This is a genomic window from Pseudaeromonas sp. HNCC25DJ182, assembly GCF_055413365.1.
In genome coordinates, this window is record NZ_JBVAYG010000017.1 from 42,140 (window position 1) to 63,053 (window position 20,914).

The 20,914-nt window shown below is 55.1% G+C and carries 18 protein-coding genes and 1 other RNA gene; 7 read left to right on the plus strand and 12 right to left on the minus strand.

Going from position 1 to position 20,914, the window contains the following annotated elements; genetic code table 11:
• The first annotated feature begins 110 nt into the window (after nucleotides 1–110).
• The 4 genes from zapA to rpiA all read left to right on the plus strand — a co-directional run bounded on the left by zapA (nucleotide 111) and on the right by rpiA (nucleotide 1,947).
• Nucleotides 111–428 carry a cell division protein ZapA gene (gene zapA, locus ACZYUB_RS13575; protein WP_463948692.1) on the plus strand — a complete coding sequence of 106 codons (318 nt, stop codon included), beginning with the start codon at nucleotides 111–113 and terminating at the stop codon, nucleotides 426–428.
• Between the two features lie 16 nt (nucleotides 429–444).
• A non-coding RNA gene (ssrS, locus tag ACZYUB_RS13580) (6S RNA) lies at nucleotides 445–627 on the plus strand.
• 4 nt (nucleotides 628–631) lie between these two features.
• Nucleotides 632–1,219, plus strand: coding sequence for a 5-formyltetrahydrofolate cyclo-ligase (locus tag ACZYUB_RS13585; protein ID WP_463948693.1), 588 nt, complete (start codon nucleotides 632–634; stop codon nucleotides 1,217–1,219).
• Nucleotides 1,220–1,287: 68 nt separating this feature from the next.
• Nucleotides 1,288–1,947 carry a ribose-5-phosphate isomerase RpiA gene (gene rpiA / locus ACZYUB_RS13590; protein ID WP_463948695.1) on the plus strand — a complete coding sequence of 220 codons (660 nt, stop codon included), beginning with the start codon at nucleotides 1,288–1,290 and terminating at the stop codon, nucleotides 1,945–1,947.
• A gap of 71 nt (nucleotides 1,948–2,018) precedes the next feature.
• Here rpiA and ACZYUB_RS13595 read toward each other — a convergent pair whose 3' ends face one another.
• The 4 genes from ACZYUB_RS13595 to ACZYUB_RS13610 all read right to left on the minus strand — a co-directional run bounded on the left by ACZYUB_RS13595 (nucleotide 2,019) and on the right by ACZYUB_RS13610 (nucleotide 6,648).
• Complete coding sequence (locus ACZYUB_RS13595; protein WP_463948696.1) at nucleotides 2,019–3,047, minus strand: MraY family glycosyltransferase; 1,029 nt, start codon at nucleotides 3,045–3,047, stop codon at nucleotides 2,019–2,021.
• 231 nt (nucleotides 3,048–3,278) lie between these two features.
• Nucleotides 3,279–4,295, minus strand: a complete 1,017-nt coding sequence (galE, locus tag ACZYUB_RS13600; RefSeq protein WP_463948698.1) for a UDP-glucose 4-epimerase GalE — start codon at nucleotides 4,293–4,295, stop codon at nucleotides 3,279–3,281.
• Nucleotides 4,296–4,429: 134 nt separating this feature from the next.
• On the minus strand, nucleotides 4,430–5,638 hold the full coding sequence (locus ACZYUB_RS13605; protein ID WP_460884317.1) for an acetate kinase: 1,209 nt from the start codon (nucleotides 5,636–5,638) through the stop codon (nucleotides 4,430–4,432).
• A gap of 410 nt (nucleotides 5,639–6,048) precedes the next feature.
• Nucleotides 6,049–6,648: an HAD family hydrolase gene (locus ACZYUB_RS13610; RefSeq protein ID WP_463948699.1), complete on the minus strand. Its 600-nt coding sequence runs from the start codon at nucleotides 6,646–6,648 to the stop codon at nucleotides 6,049–6,051.
• Between the two features lie 294 nt (nucleotides 6,649–6,942).
• Between ACZYUB_RS13610 and ACZYUB_RS13615 the strand changes: the two genes are divergently transcribed.
• Nucleotides 6,943–7,833 (plus strand): cation efflux transmembrane domain-containing protein, encoded by an 891-nt coding sequence (locus ACZYUB_RS13615; RefSeq protein ID WP_463948701.1) that lies wholly within the window; start codon nucleotides 6,943–6,945, stop codon nucleotides 7,831–7,833.
• A gap of 109 nt (nucleotides 7,834–7,942) precedes the next feature.
• On the opposite strand, the gene phoU is transcribed toward ACZYUB_RS13615, so the two are convergent.
• Genes phoU through ACZYUB_RS13635 form a run of 4 tightly spaced genes read right to left on the minus strand, consistent with a single transcriptional unit; the run spans nucleotide 7,943 to nucleotide 13,430 of the window.
• Nucleotides 7,943–8,644 (minus strand): phosphate signaling complex protein PhoU, encoded by a 702-nt coding sequence (gene phoU / locus ACZYUB_RS13620; RefSeq protein ID WP_460884313.1) that lies wholly within the window; start codon nucleotides 8,642–8,644, stop codon nucleotides 7,943–7,945.
• 25 nt (nucleotides 8,645–8,669) lie between these two features.
• The gene (gene pstB, locus ACZYUB_RS13625) at nucleotides 8,670–9,467 is read right to left on the minus strand and encodes a phosphate ABC transporter ATP-binding protein PstB (RefSeq protein ID WP_463948702.1); all 798 of its coding nucleotides are present in this window, start codon (nucleotides 9,465–9,467) and stop codon (nucleotides 8,670–8,672) included.
• A gap of 53 nt (nucleotides 9,468–9,520) precedes the next feature.
• Nucleotides 9,521–11,167 (minus strand): phosphate ABC transporter permease PstA, encoded by a 1,647-nt coding sequence (pstA, locus tag ACZYUB_RS13630; protein WP_463948704.1) that lies wholly within the window; start codon nucleotides 11,165–11,167, stop codon nucleotides 9,521–9,523.
• A gap of 25 nt (nucleotides 11,168–11,192) precedes the next feature.
• Nucleotides 11,193–13,430: an ABC transporter permease subunit gene (locus ACZYUB_RS13635; protein WP_463948706.1), complete on the minus strand. Its 2,238-nt coding sequence runs from the start codon at nucleotides 13,428–13,430 to the stop codon at nucleotides 11,193–11,195.
• 346 nt (nucleotides 13,431–13,776) lie between these two features.
• Between ACZYUB_RS13635 and ppk1 the strand changes: the two genes are divergently transcribed.
• Nucleotides 13,777–15,852 carry a polyphosphate kinase 1 gene (gene ppk1 / locus ACZYUB_RS13640; protein ID WP_463948708.1) on the plus strand — a complete coding sequence of 692 codons (2,076 nt, stop codon included), beginning with the start codon at nucleotides 13,777–13,779 and terminating at the stop codon, nucleotides 15,850–15,852.
• Nucleotides 15,842–17,332 carry an exopolyphosphatase gene (gene ppx / locus ACZYUB_RS13645; protein ID WP_463948709.1) on the plus strand — a complete coding sequence of 497 codons (1,491 nt, stop codon included), beginning with the start codon at nucleotides 15,842–15,844 and terminating at the stop codon, nucleotides 17,330–17,332. The genes ppk1 and ppx overlap by 11 nt, the downstream gene beginning before the upstream one ends.
• A gap of 74 nt (nucleotides 17,333–17,406) precedes the next feature.
• On the opposite strand, the gene tadA is transcribed toward ppx, so the two are convergent.
• The 4 genes from tadA to ACZYUB_RS13665 all read right to left on the minus strand — a co-directional run bounded on the left by tadA (nucleotide 17,407) and on the right by ACZYUB_RS13665 (nucleotide 20,872).
• On the minus strand, nucleotides 17,407–17,976 hold the full coding sequence (gene tadA / locus ACZYUB_RS13650; RefSeq protein WP_463948711.1) for a tRNA adenosine(34) deaminase TadA: 570 nt from the start codon (nucleotides 17,974–17,976) through the stop codon (nucleotides 17,407–17,409).
• A 162-nt stretch (nucleotides 17,977–18,138) separates the two neighbouring features.
• Entirely contained in the window at nucleotides 18,139–18,381 is a 243-nt protein-coding gene (locus ACZYUB_RS13655; RefSeq protein ID WP_463948713.1) for a FeoC-like transcriptional regulator, read from the minus strand.
• Complete coding sequence (gene feoB / locus ACZYUB_RS13660) at nucleotides 18,378–20,648, minus strand: Fe(2+) transporter permease subunit FeoB (protein ID WP_463948714.1); 2,271 nt, start codon at nucleotides 20,646–20,648, stop codon at nucleotides 18,378–18,380. The genes ACZYUB_RS13655 and feoB overlap by 4 nt, the downstream gene beginning before the upstream one ends.
• Nucleotides 20,645–20,872 carry a FeoA family protein gene (locus tag ACZYUB_RS13665; protein WP_463948716.1) on the minus strand — a complete coding sequence of 76 codons (228 nt, stop codon included), beginning with the start codon at nucleotides 20,870–20,872 and terminating at the stop codon, nucleotides 20,645–20,647. The genes feoB and ACZYUB_RS13665 overlap by 4 nt, the downstream gene beginning before the upstream one ends.
• Nucleotides 20,873–20,914: the final 42 nt, after the last annotated feature.

Below are 20,914 nucleotides of genomic sequence, written 5' to 3' on the forward strand. Positions count from 1 at the left end.
CACTGCCTCCATGAGACGGCCAGCCAAGCCTTGAAACTTGCAGATCTGCACTATATAGTCGCCCCTTATCGAGACAGGCCAGTTCATACCGCAAGCTAGATGAGGAACACATGACCACCGGGATTGAAGCTGTTGAAATCAACATCATGGGGCGTGTCTATAAACTCTCTTGCCAAGCAGGACAGGGTGCCCATCTGCACTCCGCCGCAGCGGAACTCAACGAAACGCTGACTCAAATGCGTCAGCGTTCGCGCAGTAGTAACAATGAGCAATTGGCGGTCATGGCGGCACTCAATTTTTGTCACGAATTGGCACTTGAAAAAAACAAGAACCGCCAATACTCTGAGACTATGGATCAGCGCATCAGAATGCTTCAGGCCACCATCGAAGAGGCCCTGAAAGAACAAGGCAGACTGCTGCAACGATAGGCTAAGATTAAAGTAAATCTCCCTGGGGTGTTCGTCAGCGGATCAAAGTCCCTGAGCCGATATTTTTCCCTTAGGAAGTCGCTTTCCGACTATTGAGCATGCTCGGCTCGTACCGAGAAGCCTGCGGTTGGATCCAGATTTCCGCCTTGGACCTCAGGGTTCAAGGGCCACGAACTGCAACGGCACCACCGGGGTTCTTCTTCATGTCACAGCGTCAACTCATCCGCCAGCAGCTACGCACCATGCGTCGCGATCTGGCACCGGATTATCAGCTAGCATCAGCCAACCAGCTCGTTTCTCAATTCGCACAACATCCGTTGATTTGTCATGCCAAACGGGTCGCACTCTATCTGGCCAGCGATGGCGAACTCGATACCCGCCCAGTGATCGAATGGTGCTGGAGCCGGGGCATTGCCGTCTGTTTGCCGGTACTCCATCCGTTTAGTAAAGGCCATCTGCTGTTCGTCGATTTCCAGGCTGATACCCCTATGTCCAGCAACCGTTTCGGAATTGCCGAACCGGAGCTGAATTGTCAGACCATCATCGTCAAATCTGCCATCGACATCATCTTTACACCGCTGGTTGCTTTTGATGCCCATGGCAATCGTCTCGGGATGGGCGGCGGCTTTTATGATCGGACACTGGCGGGTTGGCATCATCATCGCTTGGGTCCCTACCCCATTGGCATCGCCCATGACTGCCAGCAGATCGATCAGGTACCGGTAGAAACCTGGGATGTGCCGCTCCCCGAAATTATCACTCCCAGCCGTCGCTGGCATTGGCCATTGTAGAATCCAGGCTGCTGCTTTAGCGCCATCTCCGCTATAATCCGCCCGAGCGAGTACAGCAGGAGAGAAAAGTGACTCAAGATGAAATGAAAAAGGCCGTAGGTTGGGCCGCGCTGAGCTATGTGCAACCAGACACCATTATCGGTGTTGGCACAGGCTCCACCGTCAACTGCTTTATCGATGCCCTGGCCAGTATCAAGGATCAGATCAAGGCCGCGGTATCCAGCTCCGAAGCCTCCACCGAACGCCTCAAGGCTCTCGGCATCACAGTGATGGATTTGAACGAAGTCGACAGCTTCGACCTTTATGTTGATGGCGCCGATGAAATCAATCCGCAGATGGAGATGATCAAGGGCGGTGGCGCCGCCCTGACCCGGGAAAAAATTGTTGCTGCAGTCGCCCGCCAATTTGTCTGCATCGTCGATAGCGGCAAGGTCGTCGAGACCATGGGGCGTTTTCCGCTCCCGGTCGAAGTCATCCCCATGTCACGGGAATATGTGGCGCGTGAGCTGAAGAAGCTGGGCGGCAACCCCGTGTATCGAGCTGGGGTGGTGACGGACAATGGCAACCAGATCCTCGATGTGCACGGTTTGCACATTACCAACGCCAAGCAACTCGAATCCCAGATCAACAATATCGTGGGCGTCGTGACGGTCGGCCTGTTTGCCCATCGGGGTGCCGATGTTGCGCTAGTCGGTAGCCCGGATGGCGTCAAAACGGTCACTCGCTAAACCAAAGAGTGTCGTTTCACAGTAAAACAAGAAGGCCCGCATTGCGGGCCTTCTTGTGGAATAGACACTGCCTATAACGCAGGTTCCGTGTCCATATCATCACGCCCGGCTTTGAGATACAGGCAAGCGGCAGCAATCGGCAAGATGGCGAGAGCTAACAACACTAGCCCCCAACCTTCAAACTCCATTGCCAAGTAAGCCAAGGGGAATAACCACAACCAGCAGATGGCACACAACAATACCGTAACGTAGAAATGGCTATCCCATTTCCGCGCCAGGATCTGGTAGGCATGATTTTTATGGCTGGATGGCATCAGGCTCAACGCAAAACGCGCACGAACCAGAAAAGTGGTCACCACATCGGTGATAAATGCCGCCATCAAAATTAACCACACCCACAGATTGATCGAGGTATCCCCGGCCAGGTGTAACCCGAGCAGACTGATAAACAAGCCAAGAAAACTACTGCCCGCATCACCCATCATGATCCGTGCCGGCGGCCAGTTCCAAGCCAGGAATCCTAAAACAGGCGCACACAGCAGGATCAGCGGGATAGTCCACTGTAACTCGCCAGAAATCGCCAGCAACGAGGCCGCCGCAAAAATCATGATGAAAGACTGGCTGGCCACCAGGCCATCAACCTCATTCATCACATTATTCAGATTGATAAAACCCAGCAGTAGTAATCCCAATAGCGGGAACCACCAGCCGGATAGATAGAGATAGCTATCGAACACAATGACGATTAAATCCCGGTCATACCAGGTGAGTGCCAGTGAAACCGCCACCACTTGCAACAACAACCTCACCCGCAAGGTCAAGGGGCGAAGATCATTGGCGATACAAGCCAGCAGTAGAAATAGCCCAGAAAAACTCAAACTGCGGGCCGCCGCAATATCAATCAGATCATAGCGATACATCACCAGATTCAAGGTAATCATAGTGATGACCAGAGCAATGCCACCACCACGGGGAACCGGCTCCAAATGATGATGTCGGAACTCGGGGATCGCTAACGCATGACGCCATAATGCATAGCGACGAGCGACCCCGGTCAGAGCAAAACACAGAACAAAGAAAGCGAGAAAAAAGGGCATCATAGTGCGAGTGATTTACCGCTCAATAAAGCGGACCCCAGAACCAGACAGAACAAGATGTGCATAGTACGTTATTTACCTGCGCCCTGCACCCCGCCATGGGGGCTAACGTTAAGAATCTGCCAATCCTGACGGCCGATATTGCCTTCACTCGAATTAACAGATCACACCACGATTGTACTGATGATATTGCCAATACAGCAGGGCTACTTCTCGTCGTAGCCCTGCTGAAGTTTAGTTGCTCTGATACCCGGATGGGTTACTCGATTGCCAGTGCCAGCTATCTTTCATCATTTGATCCAGATCCCGTTGTGCTTGCCAGCCCAATTCGGAGAGCGCCAGTGCCGGGGCGGCCCAACACTCGGCAATGTCACCGGCGCGGCGCGCTACTATCTGATAAGGAATAGTCTGCCCGGAGACACGCTCGAAAGCTTTGACCATATCCAGAACCGAATAGCCAATCCCGGTACCAAGGTTATAGGTAAAGACACCTCTCGCCTCGGCAATCCGCGCCAGCGCTTTGAGATGACCCAACGCCAGATCCACGACATGAATGTAATCTCGCACCCCGGTCCCATCCGGTGTCGGATAATCATTGCCGAAGATCGAGAGTTGCGGCAAACGGCCGACGGCGACCTGAGTGATGAAAGGCAGCAAGTTGTTAGGAATACCGTTCGGGTCTTCACCAATCAGCCCGGAAGGATGGGCTCCGACCGGGTTGAAGTAACGCAGCAAGACGATGCCCCAGCGCGGATCGGCCTTGGCCACATCGCGCAATATTTCCTCACCGATCAACTTAGAGCGACCATAAGGATTGGTGGCGGATAATGGGAAATCCTCCCGGATGGGAACCGAGTGAGGATCACCATACACGGTAGCCGACGAGCTGAAGACCAGATTAAACACCCCCGCCCGAGCCATGGCTTCACACAAGGTCAAGGTGGCGGCAATGTTGTTTTGATAATAGGTCAGCGGAATACGGCAAGACTCGCCCACGGCCTTCAAGCCGGCGAAGTGAATAACAGCATCAATGCTATGTTCGGCAAAGACCCGATCCAGTGCCGCGCCATCGCGCACATCCAGCTCATAGAAAGCAGGACGTTGGCCGGCAATTTGCTCGATTCGGTCAAGAACCACCGGGTGGGAATTGCAAAAATTATCGACGACTACCACCTGCTGGCCAGCCAGTAACAACTCGACCACGGTATGACTGCCAATATAACCGGTCCCTCCGGTCACCAAGATCGCCATCATGACTCCTTATTTCTTATGTCTATAAATCCCGTTGCCAACGATTTGGCAGACTCATCATACCCTCAAAACTGACGGGGCAGACAGAAAAAAGCCTGCCGGATGGGCAGGCTTGATCGTCAACGGAGCAAGATTCAAGCGAATCGAGCCGCTCCCTGAGCGATGACCAACTCTTCGTTGGTCGGAATGACAAACGCTTTGGCTGAACCCGCTTGGGTAATCAGACCGCCATTGCCAAATCGTGCCGCTTCATTGCCCTTGGCATCTTCGATGTAACCAAAGGGGGCCAGCAGCTCCAGCACACGACTGCGCATCATCATAGAGTTCTCACCGATACCGCCGGTAAACACCAGGGCATCGACGCGCCCCAAAGAGACGTAGTAGGAGGCAATGAACTTGGCCAAGCGATAGCAGAACATATCGAATGCCAGAATGGCCTTCTCATCGCCCTCTTCCACGCCCTGGGTAATGCCACGAAAATCGCTGGTCTTGCCGGAAATACCCAGCAGACCGGATTTCTTGTTCAGAACATCCTTGACCTGCTCCAGGGTGTACCCCAGCTCATCGACCATGAAGAAGACGATGGACGGATCCACGTTACCGCAGCGGGTTCCCATCATCAGACCTTCCAGCGGGGTCATGCCCATACTGGTGTCGATACTCTTACCATTCTTCACTGCGCAGACCGAGGCACCATTACCCAGATGGGCGGTAATGACATTGGTTTCTTCCAGGGGTTGGCCTAACTGCTCAGCGGCCTTGAGGGCCACATAGTAGTGACTGGTCCCATGCATGCCATAACGGCGCACGCCATGCTGATGATACAGCTCATCCGGCAGAGCGTAGCGGAACGCTGCCGGGGCCATGGTTTGATGGAAAGCAGTATCGAAGACCAGGACATGAGGCAGTGCGGCAAATAAACGACGAGCCGCACGGATCCCCAACAAATGAGCCGGGTTATGCAACGGCGCCAGGGGAATGCACTTCTCGATAACCTTCTCGACTTCGTCATCGACCAGCACGGGTTCAGAATAGAATTCGCCGCCATTCACCACCCGGTGACCAACAGCAATCAGGGAGTCCAGCAGATCGTGACGCCCATGGAGGACTTGCTCTTCCAAGAAGGTCAACGCCGCCGTGTGATCCGCACCCGCTGCCAGGGCAGCCTTCTGCTTTTCACCGTCATCGCCAAAACGCCAGCTGATCTGCGCCTCGGGCAAGGTCAAGGCTTCCGCCAGACCAGACAGGTACTGTTGTCCACTTTCCGGGTTGATGATAGCGAACTTCAGGGAAGAACTACCGCAGTTGAGTACCAGTACAGTCTGGTTATTACTTGTATCCATTCTCTCCTCGCTTTGCTGCAGGTGTGGCGACGGCCTCACCAACGCTGTTCAAGGTCAGGGTGAACACCAAGCTAGGGTGTTCAGCGATGGCCACCAAAAACGTTTGTCTCAAACAGTTCGAGACATCCAATCACTATCTCTATCAGAAAGTGTGCCAAGGTCTGCGGCATGCTCCCTGCGTGCGCCATCATCCTGCCCCTGTGCAGAGAAAGGATCTCAACGTGATAGCCATCGTTGTCCGGGCTCAAAAGCCCCGTCGAAGACAAGTGTGCACAAGTTACCATTAGACGGCTTTTGTGAGCAAACCCGCAGTATCAAGGAACTGGATCTTCCTTGACCAGGATCAGACTCTGCGATTCAAAGGCCAACTATTGAAAGCGTTTACTAAAAAAAACAACAACTTTGAGGCATTAAACACCGAGCAAACCACGAGCTTGCAACTCACTGCGGCACTGCTGGGCATCCTGAAACACAAAGGCATCCAGCCCCAGAGCCAGTGCTGCATCAACGTTTTCTTTTGAGTCATCAATAAACAGACAATCCGCAGCAACCAGCCCAAATTGCACCAGCATGGCCTCAAAAATCGCAGGCTCCGGCTTGATGAGTCCAACGCGGGATGAAATCACCACATCCTTGAACGAGGACCAGAAACTGGCGTGCTGCTGCAGGTAGGCGGCACTGACCTGGCCCATGTTGGACAACGCATATAGGGTATGTCCTTGTTTTTTCAAGTCATCCAGAACAGCAACGCTCGCAGGGAGAGTCTGCAACGAGGGGGCAACAGCCGCGTAAATCCCATGAATGATCGGCTCATCGACCTCGGTGCGCTCGATCGCTTGTACGGCGGCTTGCTCCAGAGTCAGTGTACCCCGATCCACCTCCAGCCAGTCCGGGTGAACAAACAGATGCTGAGCCAGACGCACTGCCCCCGGGCCATCGATCACGGAGCGAACAATGGCGACCGGATCCCATCGCACCAACACATTTCCGAGGTCAAAAATAACGTTCACTATTGGCTCCTGGGGTACTTTGCCCCTTGTTCATCAAATTGTCGGTTGTCATACTAACAGCGCCTACCGCCGCTGTCTTGCCGACAACCGCGCAGGCTTTTCATGACCATCCCAACCATGCCTTTCGGAGGCCTTATGCAAACAGAGCGTCTGCCCTACTTCACCCTGTACGATACGCAGGAACCTATATCGGCTCCCCTCTTTACCCGCTTCATTGTTCCGGTTCCTGTCGGTTGGTCTTCTTCTTCGTTGCATGTCAAAGGTCCCGTTAACCAACTCGGTTAAGGGGGCGACATGACATCTTCTCTTCGCGAATCCCATATTCTCCGTGCCCTAGCGTTCACTGATGGCAGCTTTGCCCTGATCGGTGTTTTTGTGGCCCTGCATGCCAATTCGCTGGCAATCTGGCTTGATGCCCTGTTCTCGTTGCTGTGTGCGCTGATGATAGCCTTTGAATCAACCCTGGTAAGCCGCCTCGGCGAGCCTGACTCACGCCAAAGGCCCAATGGTCTGGCGGCATGCGAACCCCTATTGGTCACGCTCAAAGGGCTGGTACTGACGCTGATCTGCCTGCTCACCGCCGCCAAGTCGGTACACAGCATCTGGCAAGGTGGGCATAGCACCCAGGAGTTACCCCTGATTGCCTATGGCGTGTTCGGCATGCTGTTATGCGGTGGCTTGTCCTGGTGGCTAGGCGGTATGGCGCGGCGATTACGCTCGCCCATTCTGGCAACAGAGCAGCACTACTTCCGCTTCGATGCGCTGATAAGTCTCGGCGTCACGCTGGCATTTGTCATCTCCGGTCTCTTGCAACAGAGTGCCTGGTCCTGGCTGGCTGCTTATATTGACCCGATCCTGAGCCTGCTGATGGTGCTCATCACTCTACCGGTCGCGTTAAAAGTCAGCCGCCAGGGGCTGTGGGAGTTGTTGCAACTTCCTGCGGACCAGCACTGGCAGGGCGAGATTGAGCGCCAGATCCTTGCCAGTCTGGATGAGCGGGAGCGAGCTTATATCGAACCCCGACTTATCAAGCAAGGGCGAAGGTTGCGGATCCAGTTGCATGCCAATCCACGCAACACCTCTTGGGATAGCCAGCAAGTGACGCGGTTATGCCAGAAGGTCCGACAAGCCACCGAGCATTGCGCCCCGCACCTGAGTGTCGAGTGGGTGATATCAAGCCCTTAACCACGACCGAAGCCGGGATAATCGCAGGCACTATAAACATCAAGGCCACCTCGCGGTGGCCTTGTCTATTGCGCAACAGCAGTGGCTCTGCAGAGCCAGCTGCACGACATCAGATCGAATCCAGATCCGAAATCTTGGTGTGGCGGACATCCTTACCCTTGACGCAGTAAATGATGTAGTCGCTGATGTGCTGGCAACGGTCACCAATCCGTTCCAGAGAGCGGGCGGCCCACAACACTTCCAGTACCTGGGGAATGGTGCGTGGATCTTCCATCATATAAGTCATCAACTCGCGAATGATGGATTCGTATTGCCGATCAATCTTGTCATCATCGTGGTAGAGCTGGATGGCGGCTTCGACATCCATGCGGGCAAAGGCATCCAGTGCATCATGCAACATCTTGATGGCCTGACGTCCCATGCTCTCCAGCGACACCAACGGCGGCTGGGAGCGGTTGTTATTGTTGTTGATCACCATCCGCGCCAACTTGTCGGCGACATCCCCCATTCGTTCCAGATCGGTGACCGACTTGGAGATCATCAGGATCAACCGCAGATCCGATGCCGTGGGCTGACGCTTGGCGATAATGCGGGTGCACTCCTCATCGATGCTGATCTCCATGCTGTTGACTTGCAGATCGGTTTCCACAATACGCCGGGCCAATTCCAGATCCTGGTCGTGAATGGCCACCAGCGCATCGGAGAGCTGTTGTTCCACCAGTCCACCCATTGCCAGCACGTTGTTGCGCACCGCTTCCAGTTCAGTATTGAACTGACCGGAGATGTGCTTGTTCAGATTCATGTTATCCATGGTCATATCCTCGGAAGCAGTTCAATTAGCCGTAGCGGCCAGTAATGTAGTCTTCGGTCTTCTTCATCTTCGGTTTGGTGAAGATGGTATTGGTATCCGAGTACTCGATGAGTTCACCCATATACATGAAAGCGGTCTGATCCGAAACCCGCGCCGCCTGTTGCATGTTGTGGGTAACGATGACCACCGTATATTTGCTCTTGAGCTCGTTGATCAGCTCCTCGATGGTCAGGGTGGAGATCGGATCCAGCGCCGAAGTCGGTTCATCCAGCAACAGTACTTCCGGCTCGATGGCAATCGCCCGGGCGATGACCAGACGCTGCTGCTGACCACCGGAGAGACCGAACGCATTCTCGTGCAGACGATCCTTGACCTCTTCCCACAGCGCGGCGCCACGCAAGGAGCGCTCGACCGCCTCATCCAGCAGGCGCCGATCACTGATCCCCTGCAGACGCAGACCATAGACGACATTTTCGTAAATGGACTTGGGGAACGGATTCGGGCGCTGGAACACCATGCCGACCCGACGGCGCAGTGCCGCCACATCGACGCTCTTGTCATAGATATTCTGGCCATGCAGGGTGATGGCGCCCTTGATATGGCAGATTTCCACCAGGTCGTTCATGCGGTTGATGCAGCGCAACAGGGTGGACTTACCGCAACCAGACGGACCGATAAAGGCGGTCACCTGCCCTTTGGGGATCTTCATGCTGACATCAAACAGTGCCTGCTTGCTGCCATAAAACAGATCCAGATTCTTGATCTCCAGCGCCGTTTTTTCCGTCGGCAGGTTCACCAAGTCAATGCTTTCGCTCTGGCTCATTGTGGGAGTAACGTTAATCATCGTTTACCTCGAATTCGGAAAAAAAGCTGGGCTTAGTTATCCAGCGCGCGATACTTTTCACGCAAATGGTTACGAATGCTGATGGCGGTCAGGTTCAACCCGACGATCACGGTCACCAGCAGGAACGAAGTGGCATACACCAGCGGCCGTGCCGCCTCGACGTTCGGGCTCTGGAAGCCAACATCGAAGATATGGAAACCCAGGTGCATGAACTTACGCTCCACATGCAAATAGGGGAAGTTACCATCCATCGGCAAGGTGGGTGCCAGCTTCACGGCACCGACCAGCATCAGCGGCGCCACTTCACCTGCGGCCCGGGCAATCGCCAGGATCAGACCGGTCATGATAGCCGGGCTCGCCATGGGCAACACGATGCGCCACAAGGTTTCCGCTTTGGTGGCCCCAAGAGCCAACGAGCCATGTCGCACCGCGCTCGGGATCCGCGATAAGCCCTCTTCGGTCGAGACGATGACCACCGGCAGCGTCAGGATCGCCAGAGTAATCGCCGACCAGATAACCCCTGGTGAACCAAAGGTCGGATTCGGCAGGGCCTCGGGATAGAACAGCTTGTCGATGGAACCACCCAGCACATAGACGAAGAAGCCCAGACCAAATACCCCGTACACGATCGAGGGCACACCCGCCAGATTGATCACCGCGATGCGGATAAACTTGGTCAGTGCATTCTTACCGGCATATTCGTGCAGGTAAACCGCCGCCACCACGCCTAATGGCGTGACAATGACTGTCATCAGCAGCACCATGAACACGGTGCCGAAGATCGCCGGGAATACACCGCCTTCGGTATTGGCTTCACGGGGGTCATCCGATACAAACTTACCGATTTGGTGGAACCAAAATCCAATCTTGCTCAACAGACTCATGTCGTTGGGCCAATTGACATCCAGCACGTTCGACAGAGGAATGGTCACCGCTTGCCCACGCATGTCCTTGACGACCAGACTATCCCGCAAGGTCTGATCCCGCAGGGTAAACAGCTGTTTCTCCAACTGGGCATAGTGGTCATTCAATGCCTTGCGCTCGGCTTCGATATCCGCTTGTGCCGCAGCCGTCAGAGCATGGTCCAACTCCAGACGACGCTCCTTGAGACGCAGTTTTTCCAGCTGGTAGTTGATAGCACCAATATCGGCATGCTGTAACGAGCGAACCTGGTCGTTGATCTCGGCAACCCGTTCGATGCGGCGTTGCAATTGCTGATGCAGATCACCATCCACGGCTTTACCAGATTCCAGCACCTGCTCGATATAACCGTAGAAGTTACCGTTGGTGGTCCGCTCCAGCACAGCCAGTTCTTTGGGCGTACTGCGGGAACGGATATTGGTTTCCAGAACCCAGCGGAAGTCCAGCGGCACGAACTCCCGGTTGCCGGTCTTCACCAGATAGCGCTCCAGCACTTCGCGCTCTTCGCCTTCCAGTTTCAACCCCGTGGCCCGCAGACGAGCCGTCGGCACCAGCTCGCTATCGTGCAACTCGCCGATCAACTGCTCTGTTTGACCATTATTGTCAATTTCCCACTGGTAAATGGTATGTGGCCAGAAGTAGACCAGACCACGCCAACCGATGAGGAGCAACAGCCCCACTACGGCAATCAGACTCAAACTGACGGCGCCACCTGTCATCCAGATCCAGGGAGTGCCCGATTTAAACCACTTGTTCATTGTCGTTTGATTCCTTGAGGGCCCATTACATCGAGCTGTATTTGTCACGCAGACGTTGACGGACAAACTCGGCCACGCTGTTGAAGATGAAGGTAAAGACAAACAGTACAAACGCTGCCAGGAACAGGACCCGGTAATGTGAACTGCCCACTTCCGACTCCGGCATCTCGACCGCAATATTGGCAGCCAGCGTCCGCAAGCCCTGGAATATGCTCATATCCATGATGGGGGTATTGCCGGTTGCCATCAGTACGATCATGGTCTCACCCACGGCGCGGCCTAACCCCATCATCACCGCCGAGAAGATCCCCGGGCTGGCGGTCAGAATGACCACCCGGCTCAGGGTCTGCCAAGGGGTGGCACCGAGGGCCAACGAGCCCTGTGTCAGGTGCTTGGGTACCGAGAACACAGCGTCTTCAGCAATCGAGAAGATGGTCGGGATCACCGCAAAACCCATGGCGATACCGATAACCAGCGAATTCCGTTGGTCAAACCGCATGCCCAAGGTATTGGTGATAAAGCCGCGGGCATTCCCGCCCATGAACCAGCCTTCCAGTATCGGGCTGATCGTCAGACACAAGTAACCAATCAGGACCAGAACCGGGACCAACATCAACGCCTGCCAGCCTTCCGGCACGCTTTCCTTGATCCGGCGTGGCAGGTGATGCCAAGCCAATGCCGCCAGCAGCATCGAGAGCGGCAACGCCACCAGCAATAAGAAAATGCCGGGCAGATGTTGTTCGATCATGGGGGCCAGCCATAAGCCCGCCAGGAAACCGAGGATCACCGTCGGCAATGCCGCCATGATTTCTACGGTCGGTTTGACCACCTTGCGCATGCCTGGCGACATGAAATAACCGGCGAAGATGGCACCAGCCAGAGCAATCGGCACAGCAAACAACATGGCGTAGGCGGCCGCCTTGAGCGTGCCGAAAGCCAATGGCACCAGACTTAACTTAGCTTCAAAGTCATCCGAGGCTGATGTGGACTGCCAGACATACTGTGGCTCTGGATAGCCTTCATACCAGACCTGTTGCCACAGGGCTGACCAGGTAACTTCCGGGTGTTCGTTCTGGACATGGAAAAATTGGAACTGATTGCCAAATTCCACCAGCAGGCTGTTATTGCGGGGCGACAGCACCAGACTATCAATGCTGCCTTGGCCAATCACTTCCGACAACAGACGGGTTTCACCGGTGGCATGGAACAGATCGACATGGTTTTCCGCCGAGAGCGCGATGAAGCCCTTGCGACTATGCTCCACCGCCAATTCACGGACTGGTCCGGAGGCCTGGAACTCCCGAATATGGGTAAATTGTCGCGAGCCGTCTCTCAGGACTTCAAACCACTGGGAGATGATCCCATTGTCGTTGGCGACCAACAGTGAGGATGCGCCGCTGAGCAGGGCAACCTGGGTCACATTGCCGCCCTGGGCATTGATTTGGATCGCCGAACTCAGACGAATATTGTCCAGATCGCGAATATCGAAAATCGACAGCAGATTGCCGGAGCGGGCTAGCAGATAACGCAGATCCGGCGTCAGCAAGACCTGCTCGACGGTACCAGGTAGCGGCGGCAAGGCATAACGCTTGGTCGTCCACTCCACCTCGCCGGAAAGGAAATTCTCTTCCCCGACGCGAGCCGTCAGCAATGTCTCGCCATCGGCTGTGGTCGCGGCAAACACCGCCAGTGCACTGGTCGCCTCATAAGCCAGATGGGTAATGGCGCGCCCACGCTCGTCGAGTACAATCGGCTCACTCCCCAGTGGGTACTTGAGCACAGCTTCCGTGACCCGCTTGTCGTTGGGATAAGTGACCACAAAATCAGGCTGAACCACCTGGGCGGAGCCATCAGCAAAGCCGTAAACCACCTGACGCTTACCCAGCGAAGTGGTCGTTACGCTCGTCACCTGACCAGCCACCGCATCATGCTTGATGAGTTGACCAACCGGAAAACCCGAACCGCTATCCAGCGCAAAAAAATCCAGTTGCCCTTCTCGACTGAAGCGGTAGCCAATCTGGTTCTGGTCATCAATCCCCAGCAAGGCGGTTTGCCCCTGCACCGGCAGGGTAATTTCGGCTTTGCGAGTGATAGTGGCCGAATCGAAGATCGGTTTCACCACGTACAGCAGATAAAAGAAAATCAGCAGCAATGCCACCAATACCAGGATACCCCCGGCGGTAACACTGACACTGGCTAGTTTGTCCTTGATTCGCCGTTTGCGACTGCCGGACATCGTCACATTGACGGTTTGGGTTGACATCAAAAAACCTCGACTGGTTCTAGGCATGGGCGGATTGTATGTCCATTCCATGACAGTTTTGTTACAGCGCGAACTAAACATCCGTTTGCAGGTACCGGAAGTATGACGCCGGTTTATGACAGCCGATCGTCATTGCTGGCTGCAGTTTCATCATCCGCCCCCTGCTCTCACATTCTGGTGCTATGAGCTGGCCATTTCCATACGCCGAGGTTTGGCACTGATGCCATAAATATGTCATGTTATTGACATATAAGGGTGTCACGAGCAAGCCACTATCACCCAAGGCCGTTTAAGCTAATTCGCAACGGGTGGCCGTGACTCCAGTAACATGATTCCGAGGGTAGCAATGAGTAGTGACAATCTCTGGATTGAAAAAGAGCTGAGCTGGCTCTCCTTTAATGAGCGGGTTCTGCAAGAAGCCATGGACAAGAGCGTGCCGCTGATCGAACGAGTGCGCTTCCTGGGGATTTTCTCCAACAATCAGGATGAGTTCTTCAAAGTCCGAGTGGCCGACGTCAAGCGCCGCGTGCTGATCCATAAGGAGCATGGTGGGGATCCGGAAGCCGAGGATCTGCTGCATGCCATTCAGGATAAGGTCAAGTGGCTGGGCGAAACCTTCGACACCACCTATCGGGAACTGATGCTCTCCCTGGCGCGACACAATATTTTCCTCATCAATGAAAGTCAGGTTTCTCCAGGCCATCAGGCGTGGATCAAAAAATATTTCAAGGACAAGGTGCTGCGCCACATCAGCCCGATCCTGCTGACGGAAGATAGTGATCCCATCGCCTTCTTGAAGGATCAGTACACCTATCTGGCGGTGAAGATGAAAAAAGAGGGGCGCTTGGTGCAATACGCCCTCATCGAAGTGCCGACCGATTATCTGCCCCGTTTCGTGCCCATGCCCCCCGATGAATCCAACAAGCGCCGGAAGGCTCTGATCATTCTGGATAACGTCATCCGTTTTTGTCTGGATGATATTTTCCGTGGCTTTTTTGATTATGACGAAATCGCCGCCTACTCGGTCAAAATGACCCGGGATGCCGAATACGACCTCTCCGCTCAACTCAACCGCAGCGTGCTGGACAATATGAGTGAAGGGTTAAAACAGCGCCTCAAGGCCATGCCGGTCCGCTTCGCCTATGACCGGGAAACGCCACAGAGCATGGTCACCTTCCTCACCGCCAAACTGAAGATGAGTTTCTACGACTCCATCATGCCTGGCGGGCGGTATCACAACTTCAAGGATTTCATCGGGTTCCCCAATGTAGGCCGTGATTATCTGGAAAACCCCAAGCTCTCGGCTCTCAACAGCCATGAGTTTGACCAACATCTGACCCTGTTTCAGGCCATCGCCGAGCAGGACATACTCCTGTATTACCCTTACCACAAGTTTCAATACTTCACCGAGTTGCTACGCCAGGCCTCCTACGATCCGGCCGTCACCTCGATCAAGATCAACATCTATCGGGTCGCCAGTCAGAGCCGGGTCATCGACTCCCTCATCGATGCCGCCAACAACGGCAAACGCGTCACCGTAGTAGTCGAGCTGCAAGCACGTTTTGACGAGGCCGCCAACATCCAGTGGGCCAATCGCCTGACGGAGGCTGGGGTCAAGGTCATGTTCGGGGTACCGAGCCTGAAGATCCACTCCAAACTGTGCCTTATCAGCCGTAAGGAGAATGGCCAGACGGTCCGCTACGCCCATATTGGCACCGGTAATTTCAACGAGAAGACCGCCAAGATCTACACGGACTTCTCCTTGTTCACTTGCAATCAGGAAATCGCGGCCGAAGTTTACAGCGTCTTCGAGTTTATCGAACATCCGTTCCAGCGTTTCAAATTCAATCACTTGCTGGTCTCGCCCATCAACTCCCGCCGTAACCTTTACAGCCTGATTGACAGCGAAATCAACAACGCTAAAAGCGGGCTACCGGCACGCATCACCCTGAAGATCAATAATCTGGTCGATAAGGGCATGGTCAGCCGGCTCTATGCCGCCAGCCAGGCCGGGGTCAAGATCCGCATGATCATCCGCGGCATGTGCTCGCTGGTCCCCGGATTACCTGGCATCAGCGATAACATCGAGGTCATCAGCATCGTCGATCGCTACCTTGAACATCCGCGGGTCATGGTGTTCCATAACAATGGTCAACCCAGGGTCTATATCTCTTCGGCGGACTGGATGACCCGGAACCTGGATTTTCGTATTGAAGTCGGTGTTCCCATCTATGATGAGAAGCTGCGCCAGCGGATCCTGGACATTCTGGAACTGCAGTTCAGCGATACCACCAAGGCTCGTTACATTGATGCCGACCAAAGCAACCGCTATGTCCCGCGGGGCAATCGCAAGAAGGTTCGCTCGCAAATCGCCATCTATGACTACCTCAAACAGTGGGAGCAACAACTAAATGCCGAGTAATCTGCTGGCGGCCATTGATTTAGGTTCTAATAGCTTCCACTTGGTGGTGGCACGCGTTCTCGACGGTCGCATGCAGATCGTGGATCGCCTCAAAGAGCGGGTCCGCCTCGCCGAAGGCATGGATGAAAATAAATGCCTGAGTGAAGAGGCCATGCAACGGGGATTGAATTGCCTCGGCCTGTTCGCCGAACGGTTGAGCGGCTTCAAACCGGATGCGGTGCGCATCACGGGTACCTATACCCTCAGAGCCGCCAGCAACGCCCAAGTGTTTCTGGATCGAGCCCGCGCGCTGCTCCATCACCCGATCAATATTATCTCCGGTCAGGAAGAGGCTCGGCTGATCTATCAGGGGGTCGCGCACACCCAGCATCTGGATGGCCGGGTGCTGGTCATCGATATCGGGGGCGGTAGTACCGAGCTGATCATCGGTGAGCGTTTCACGCCGCTCGCTCTGACCAGCCGCAAGATGGGCTGCGTCACCTTCAACAAACAATTCTTCACCAACGGTAAACTCAGCGACAAGAATTTCAATGCCGCCATCTTGGAAGGGTTACACCAGTTGGAGCCAATCCTGACTCAATACCAGACGTTGGGATGGGAAAGCTGCCTGGGCAGCTCGGGCAGCATTAAGGCGGTACGGGAACTGCTGGTCGCCCATGATGACGATGGCGTCATCACCCTGTCGCAGCTCGAGCAACTCAAGTCGCGCATGATTGCTCAAAAGCGGATTGAACAACTCGATCTTCCCGGTTTGACCGAGGATCGTCGCCCGCTGATTGCCGCAGGTGTTGCCATTCTGATTGCCCTGTTCCAAGGCTTGGGCATCGAGCGCATGGACTACTCGGACGGCGCCTTACGCGAAGGTTTGCTGTATGAATTCGAACAGCGGCAACAGCATCAGGATATTCGCGCCCGAACGGCCTTCGGCATTGCCGATCTCTACCATATCGACAAACAGCAAGCCGCTCGGGTCGAGGCCACCGCCTTACAACTGTTTGATCAGGTTGCAACCCGCTGGCAGCTGGACGCCGAACTCTATCGCCCCCTGCTCTGCTGGGCGGCCATGCTGCACGAGACGGGCCTTGCCATCAACTATACCGCCATCCAGCGTCATTCCGCCTACATACTGGAAAACTCGGATCTACCGGGGTTCGATCAGGAAGAGCAGCAACTGCTGGCAACCTTGGTCCGGTTTCACCGCAAGGCCATCAAGAAGCAGGAATTTTACTCCATCCCCAACTTTGTCGATGAATCGATCTGGCGCGCCATTCGCATTCTGCGTCTGGCCGTGGCACTGCACCATCGACGGTTGGATAACCTGCTGCCCACGCTTCGCCTTGAAGCCGAAGGCAACTTATGTCGTTTGTTCCTGCCTGCCAGCTGGGCCGAGGCTAACCGGCTGCTGGTGCAAAACCTGATACGGGAACAGCGGTATATGGAAGCTCTGGGCTGGGAGCTGGATCTGCAAACCACAAGCTAAGCCATAGCTAAAGCTCATCTTCCGCACATCCCGCACGGCAGGGTGGCGAAAGCCATCCTGTTTATTGGCAGCACTTACCGGGAGCTAGTGGCTTTCTCATCCCCTGATGCCTGCCGCTGCGCCTCGCGAGCGGCACGTTTTTCCTGACGGCGACGGGCAAAAAACGCACTGAGTTGCTGACTGCACTCCTGCGCCAAAACCCCTGCGGTAACCGGGATCTGGTGATTGTGGCGCGCATCGCCCAACAGCGGGAATACCGACTGTACGGCTCCGGTTTTCAAATCAGAAGCCCCATACACCAGGCGTCCGATCCGGGCATGGATCAAGGCTCCCGTGCACATGATGCAAGGCTCCAAGGTCACGTACAAAGTCGTATCCAGCAGCCGATAGTTACTCAGTTGCTGGCCCGCCTGACGCAAAACCCGGATCTCGGCATGAGCCGTTGGGTCATGCTCACACAGCGATAAATTCCAGCCTTCTGCCACCATCAGGCCCGCTCGCACCAATACGGCTCCCACCGGAACTTCACCAGCCTTCTCCGCCTGGTCCGCCAGTGCTATGGCGTGACGCATCCAGCGTTCATCCTCTTGCTGTTGTATGGCTTGTGATGGCGTGATTTGTGATTTTGTGGTTTGTGATTGCATGCCCCCTCCCGAACTGGCGGCTATTATGCCCAAACGGCTTGGCACTGCCTACCAAACCCTATCGGCTAACCCGACACACCACAAAACAGTTATGGTTGGGCGACGCAAAAAAATCGCCCGCAGTCGCGGGCGATGTGTGCAGTTGAGGCAGCTAAACAGCGATCAGCAGCGCTGGATTAGCCCTATCTGTCCTTCCGGTAACCATTCGTATTGGGTCTCCTCGCGGGCCCCGCAGCAGCGGCCACTACAACCACTCTGCGTCACCTTGCGAACTCGCCCCTTGCGCATCCAGACACCCAACATGGCATCCATGGTGTCTTCCGCCGTATGGAAGTGCCGCGCCAGCTCCCCCAGGCTCATACGCTGACGATCGGCCAGCAGGGTTCCCACATCACGAACGATCATACCAGCACCACCTTACGCGCCAGTATGTTGCCCTTGCGATGCATGCCCCACCAGGTCAGCACCGCGACCATGGCATAGAACGCGACCCAGGCCAGACTCTGGGCCGGATGGGCGGCAAAGGTCGCCAGTTGGTAATAGAGAGAGGAGAGCATAAACGCCATCAAGTTACACCACATAGCCGTGAAGATGGCCCAGTTACGACCCGACTCCCGGATCAGTGCCCCCATTGCCGCCGCACATGGCATATACAGCAGGATGAACAGCAAGTAAGCAAAGGCGCCAACCTGACCATCAAAATGGGTCTGCATGTTGGCGAAGGTCGACAGATCAACCTCCTGGGATTCCGCCATGGCAGTTTGGTCCTGCAGATCGCCCAGCTCCAGACCAGCAGGATCCCATGGATTGATGGCTGCCAGATTATCTGGAATGGTTGCTACTGCCTCGTTAAAGGCGTCAGTCAGACTGAACTCAGCACCCTCTTCGTCTGCCGGGGACTGATAGAGACTGTTGAGCGTCCCCACCACCGCCTCTTTGGCAAAAATACCGGTAGCAATACCGACCGTTGCTTGCCAGTTATCCTCACGCACCCCCAGCGGCGACAACACAGGCGTCAGAAATGCAGCAGCCTGGCTCAGCAAGGACTTGTCTGTATTCTGGTTACCGAAACTGCCATCGGAGCCCAAGGAGTTGAACAGGTTCAACACCGCCACCATGATGACAATGGTCTTACCGGCCCCCAGCACAAAGCTACGCAGTTTGTGCCAGGTCTTGATCAGCACATAGGTTGGCCGCGGGACTTCATAATCCGGCATTTCCATCAGCATGGATTCACTGTGTCCAGGCAGTAGGGTCTTGCGCAGCACCAAACCGGTCACCACCGCAATTGCGATACCAATCAGATACAGCAAGAACACCACGTTCTGCCCCGATTGCGGAAAAAAGGCGACTGCAAACAAGGCATAGACCGGCAGGCGAGCCCCACAGGACATGAAGGGCGCCATAGCGGTGGTCATCAGGCGTTCACGCTCCGCACTCAGCGTCCGGGCGGACATGAAAGCCGGAACCGAGCAGCCAAATCCCATCAGCATCGGCACGAAAGCTTTACCCGGCAGCCCCAGTTTGCGCATCACCCGATCGACGACAAATGCGGCTCGGGCCAAGTAACCTGACGCTTCAAGCACCGCCAGAAACAAATACAGAAAACCGACGACCGGAATAAAGGTGGCGACCGTCTGTATGCCACTACCGATCCCGTCGGAAACCACGGATATCAACCACTCCGGGGTATCAACCAGACCCAGCCAGTGCCGAGGTCCATCGACAAACAAAGCACCGGCCAAGACATCGAAAAAGTCGATGAAGGCACTGCCCACATTGATGGCGAACAGGAACATCAGGTACATGACGCCGAGGAAAAACGGAATGCCAATCCAGCGGTTGAGCAGAATATTATCCAGACGTTCAGAACCCTTGATGCCGAGTTTTCCATGCTGGATCTGGCAAGGACGAGCCTGCTCATGAATAAAGCCATAGCGAATATCCGCCACGGCCAGATCCATATCCACCTGACTTTGCGTCGCGCGGATTAGCGCCGCAACATCCGGTCGCGCCGTCAATTGCAAGACTTCATCCAGAACTTCATCGCCTTCCAGCAAACGAATGGCACAGCCACGAGCAGCCAGGTGACCATGATGGATCTGCGGTTGTAACTGAGCGACAGCAGCCTCAATGACCTCGCCGTAATCCAGAACCAGAGGCTGTGGATCAACTTGCGCCATCAGCAACGGCAATTGAGCTTTGAGGTGCTGGATCTCTTTACGGTTGTAGGCGGATAACGCCACCACCGGACAGCCCAGCACCCCGCTCAGGGCTTGGGCATCAATCGATTGCCGCCGTTTTTGTACCACATCGTATTTGTTCAGTACCACCAGCACCGGCAGCCCCAACTCACGCAGTTGCAGGGTCAGCAGTAAGGAGCGCTCCAGGGCCGTGGCATCGATGACGTTAATCACCAGATCCGGCTTATGGGTCATGGCGTAACGGAATGCGATCTGCTCATCGATCGAGCTGTCCCGGCTCTCCAACGCATAGATGCCCGGCAAGTCCATCAACTGATACTCGTCATCACCCTGGCTGAAGTAACCGCGCTTCTTGTCCACGGTAACACCACTCCAGTTGCCGACCTGCTGATTGGCCCCGGTCAAGGCATTGAACAACGAGGTCTTGCCGCTGTTGGGATTGCCAACCGTCATCAAATTCCATTTCATAGGCTCTCTACCTCGATCTGCATGGCCAATGTACGCTGAACCGAGAGCGTGATACCCCCTGTGGAAATTTGTAGTGGATCACCCAAGGGCGCATTCCGAATAAAACGCACCTCACTACAGGGCAGTAAGCCCATAGCCATCAGTTTGCGGCGAACCGGAGCATCCAATGCTCCCAGGCTCACAATCCGAGCCGATTGGCCCGGCAGGATATCACTCAAATGCATATGCCGTGCTCCGCGATCTTATTGATAATGGTTATCACTGAA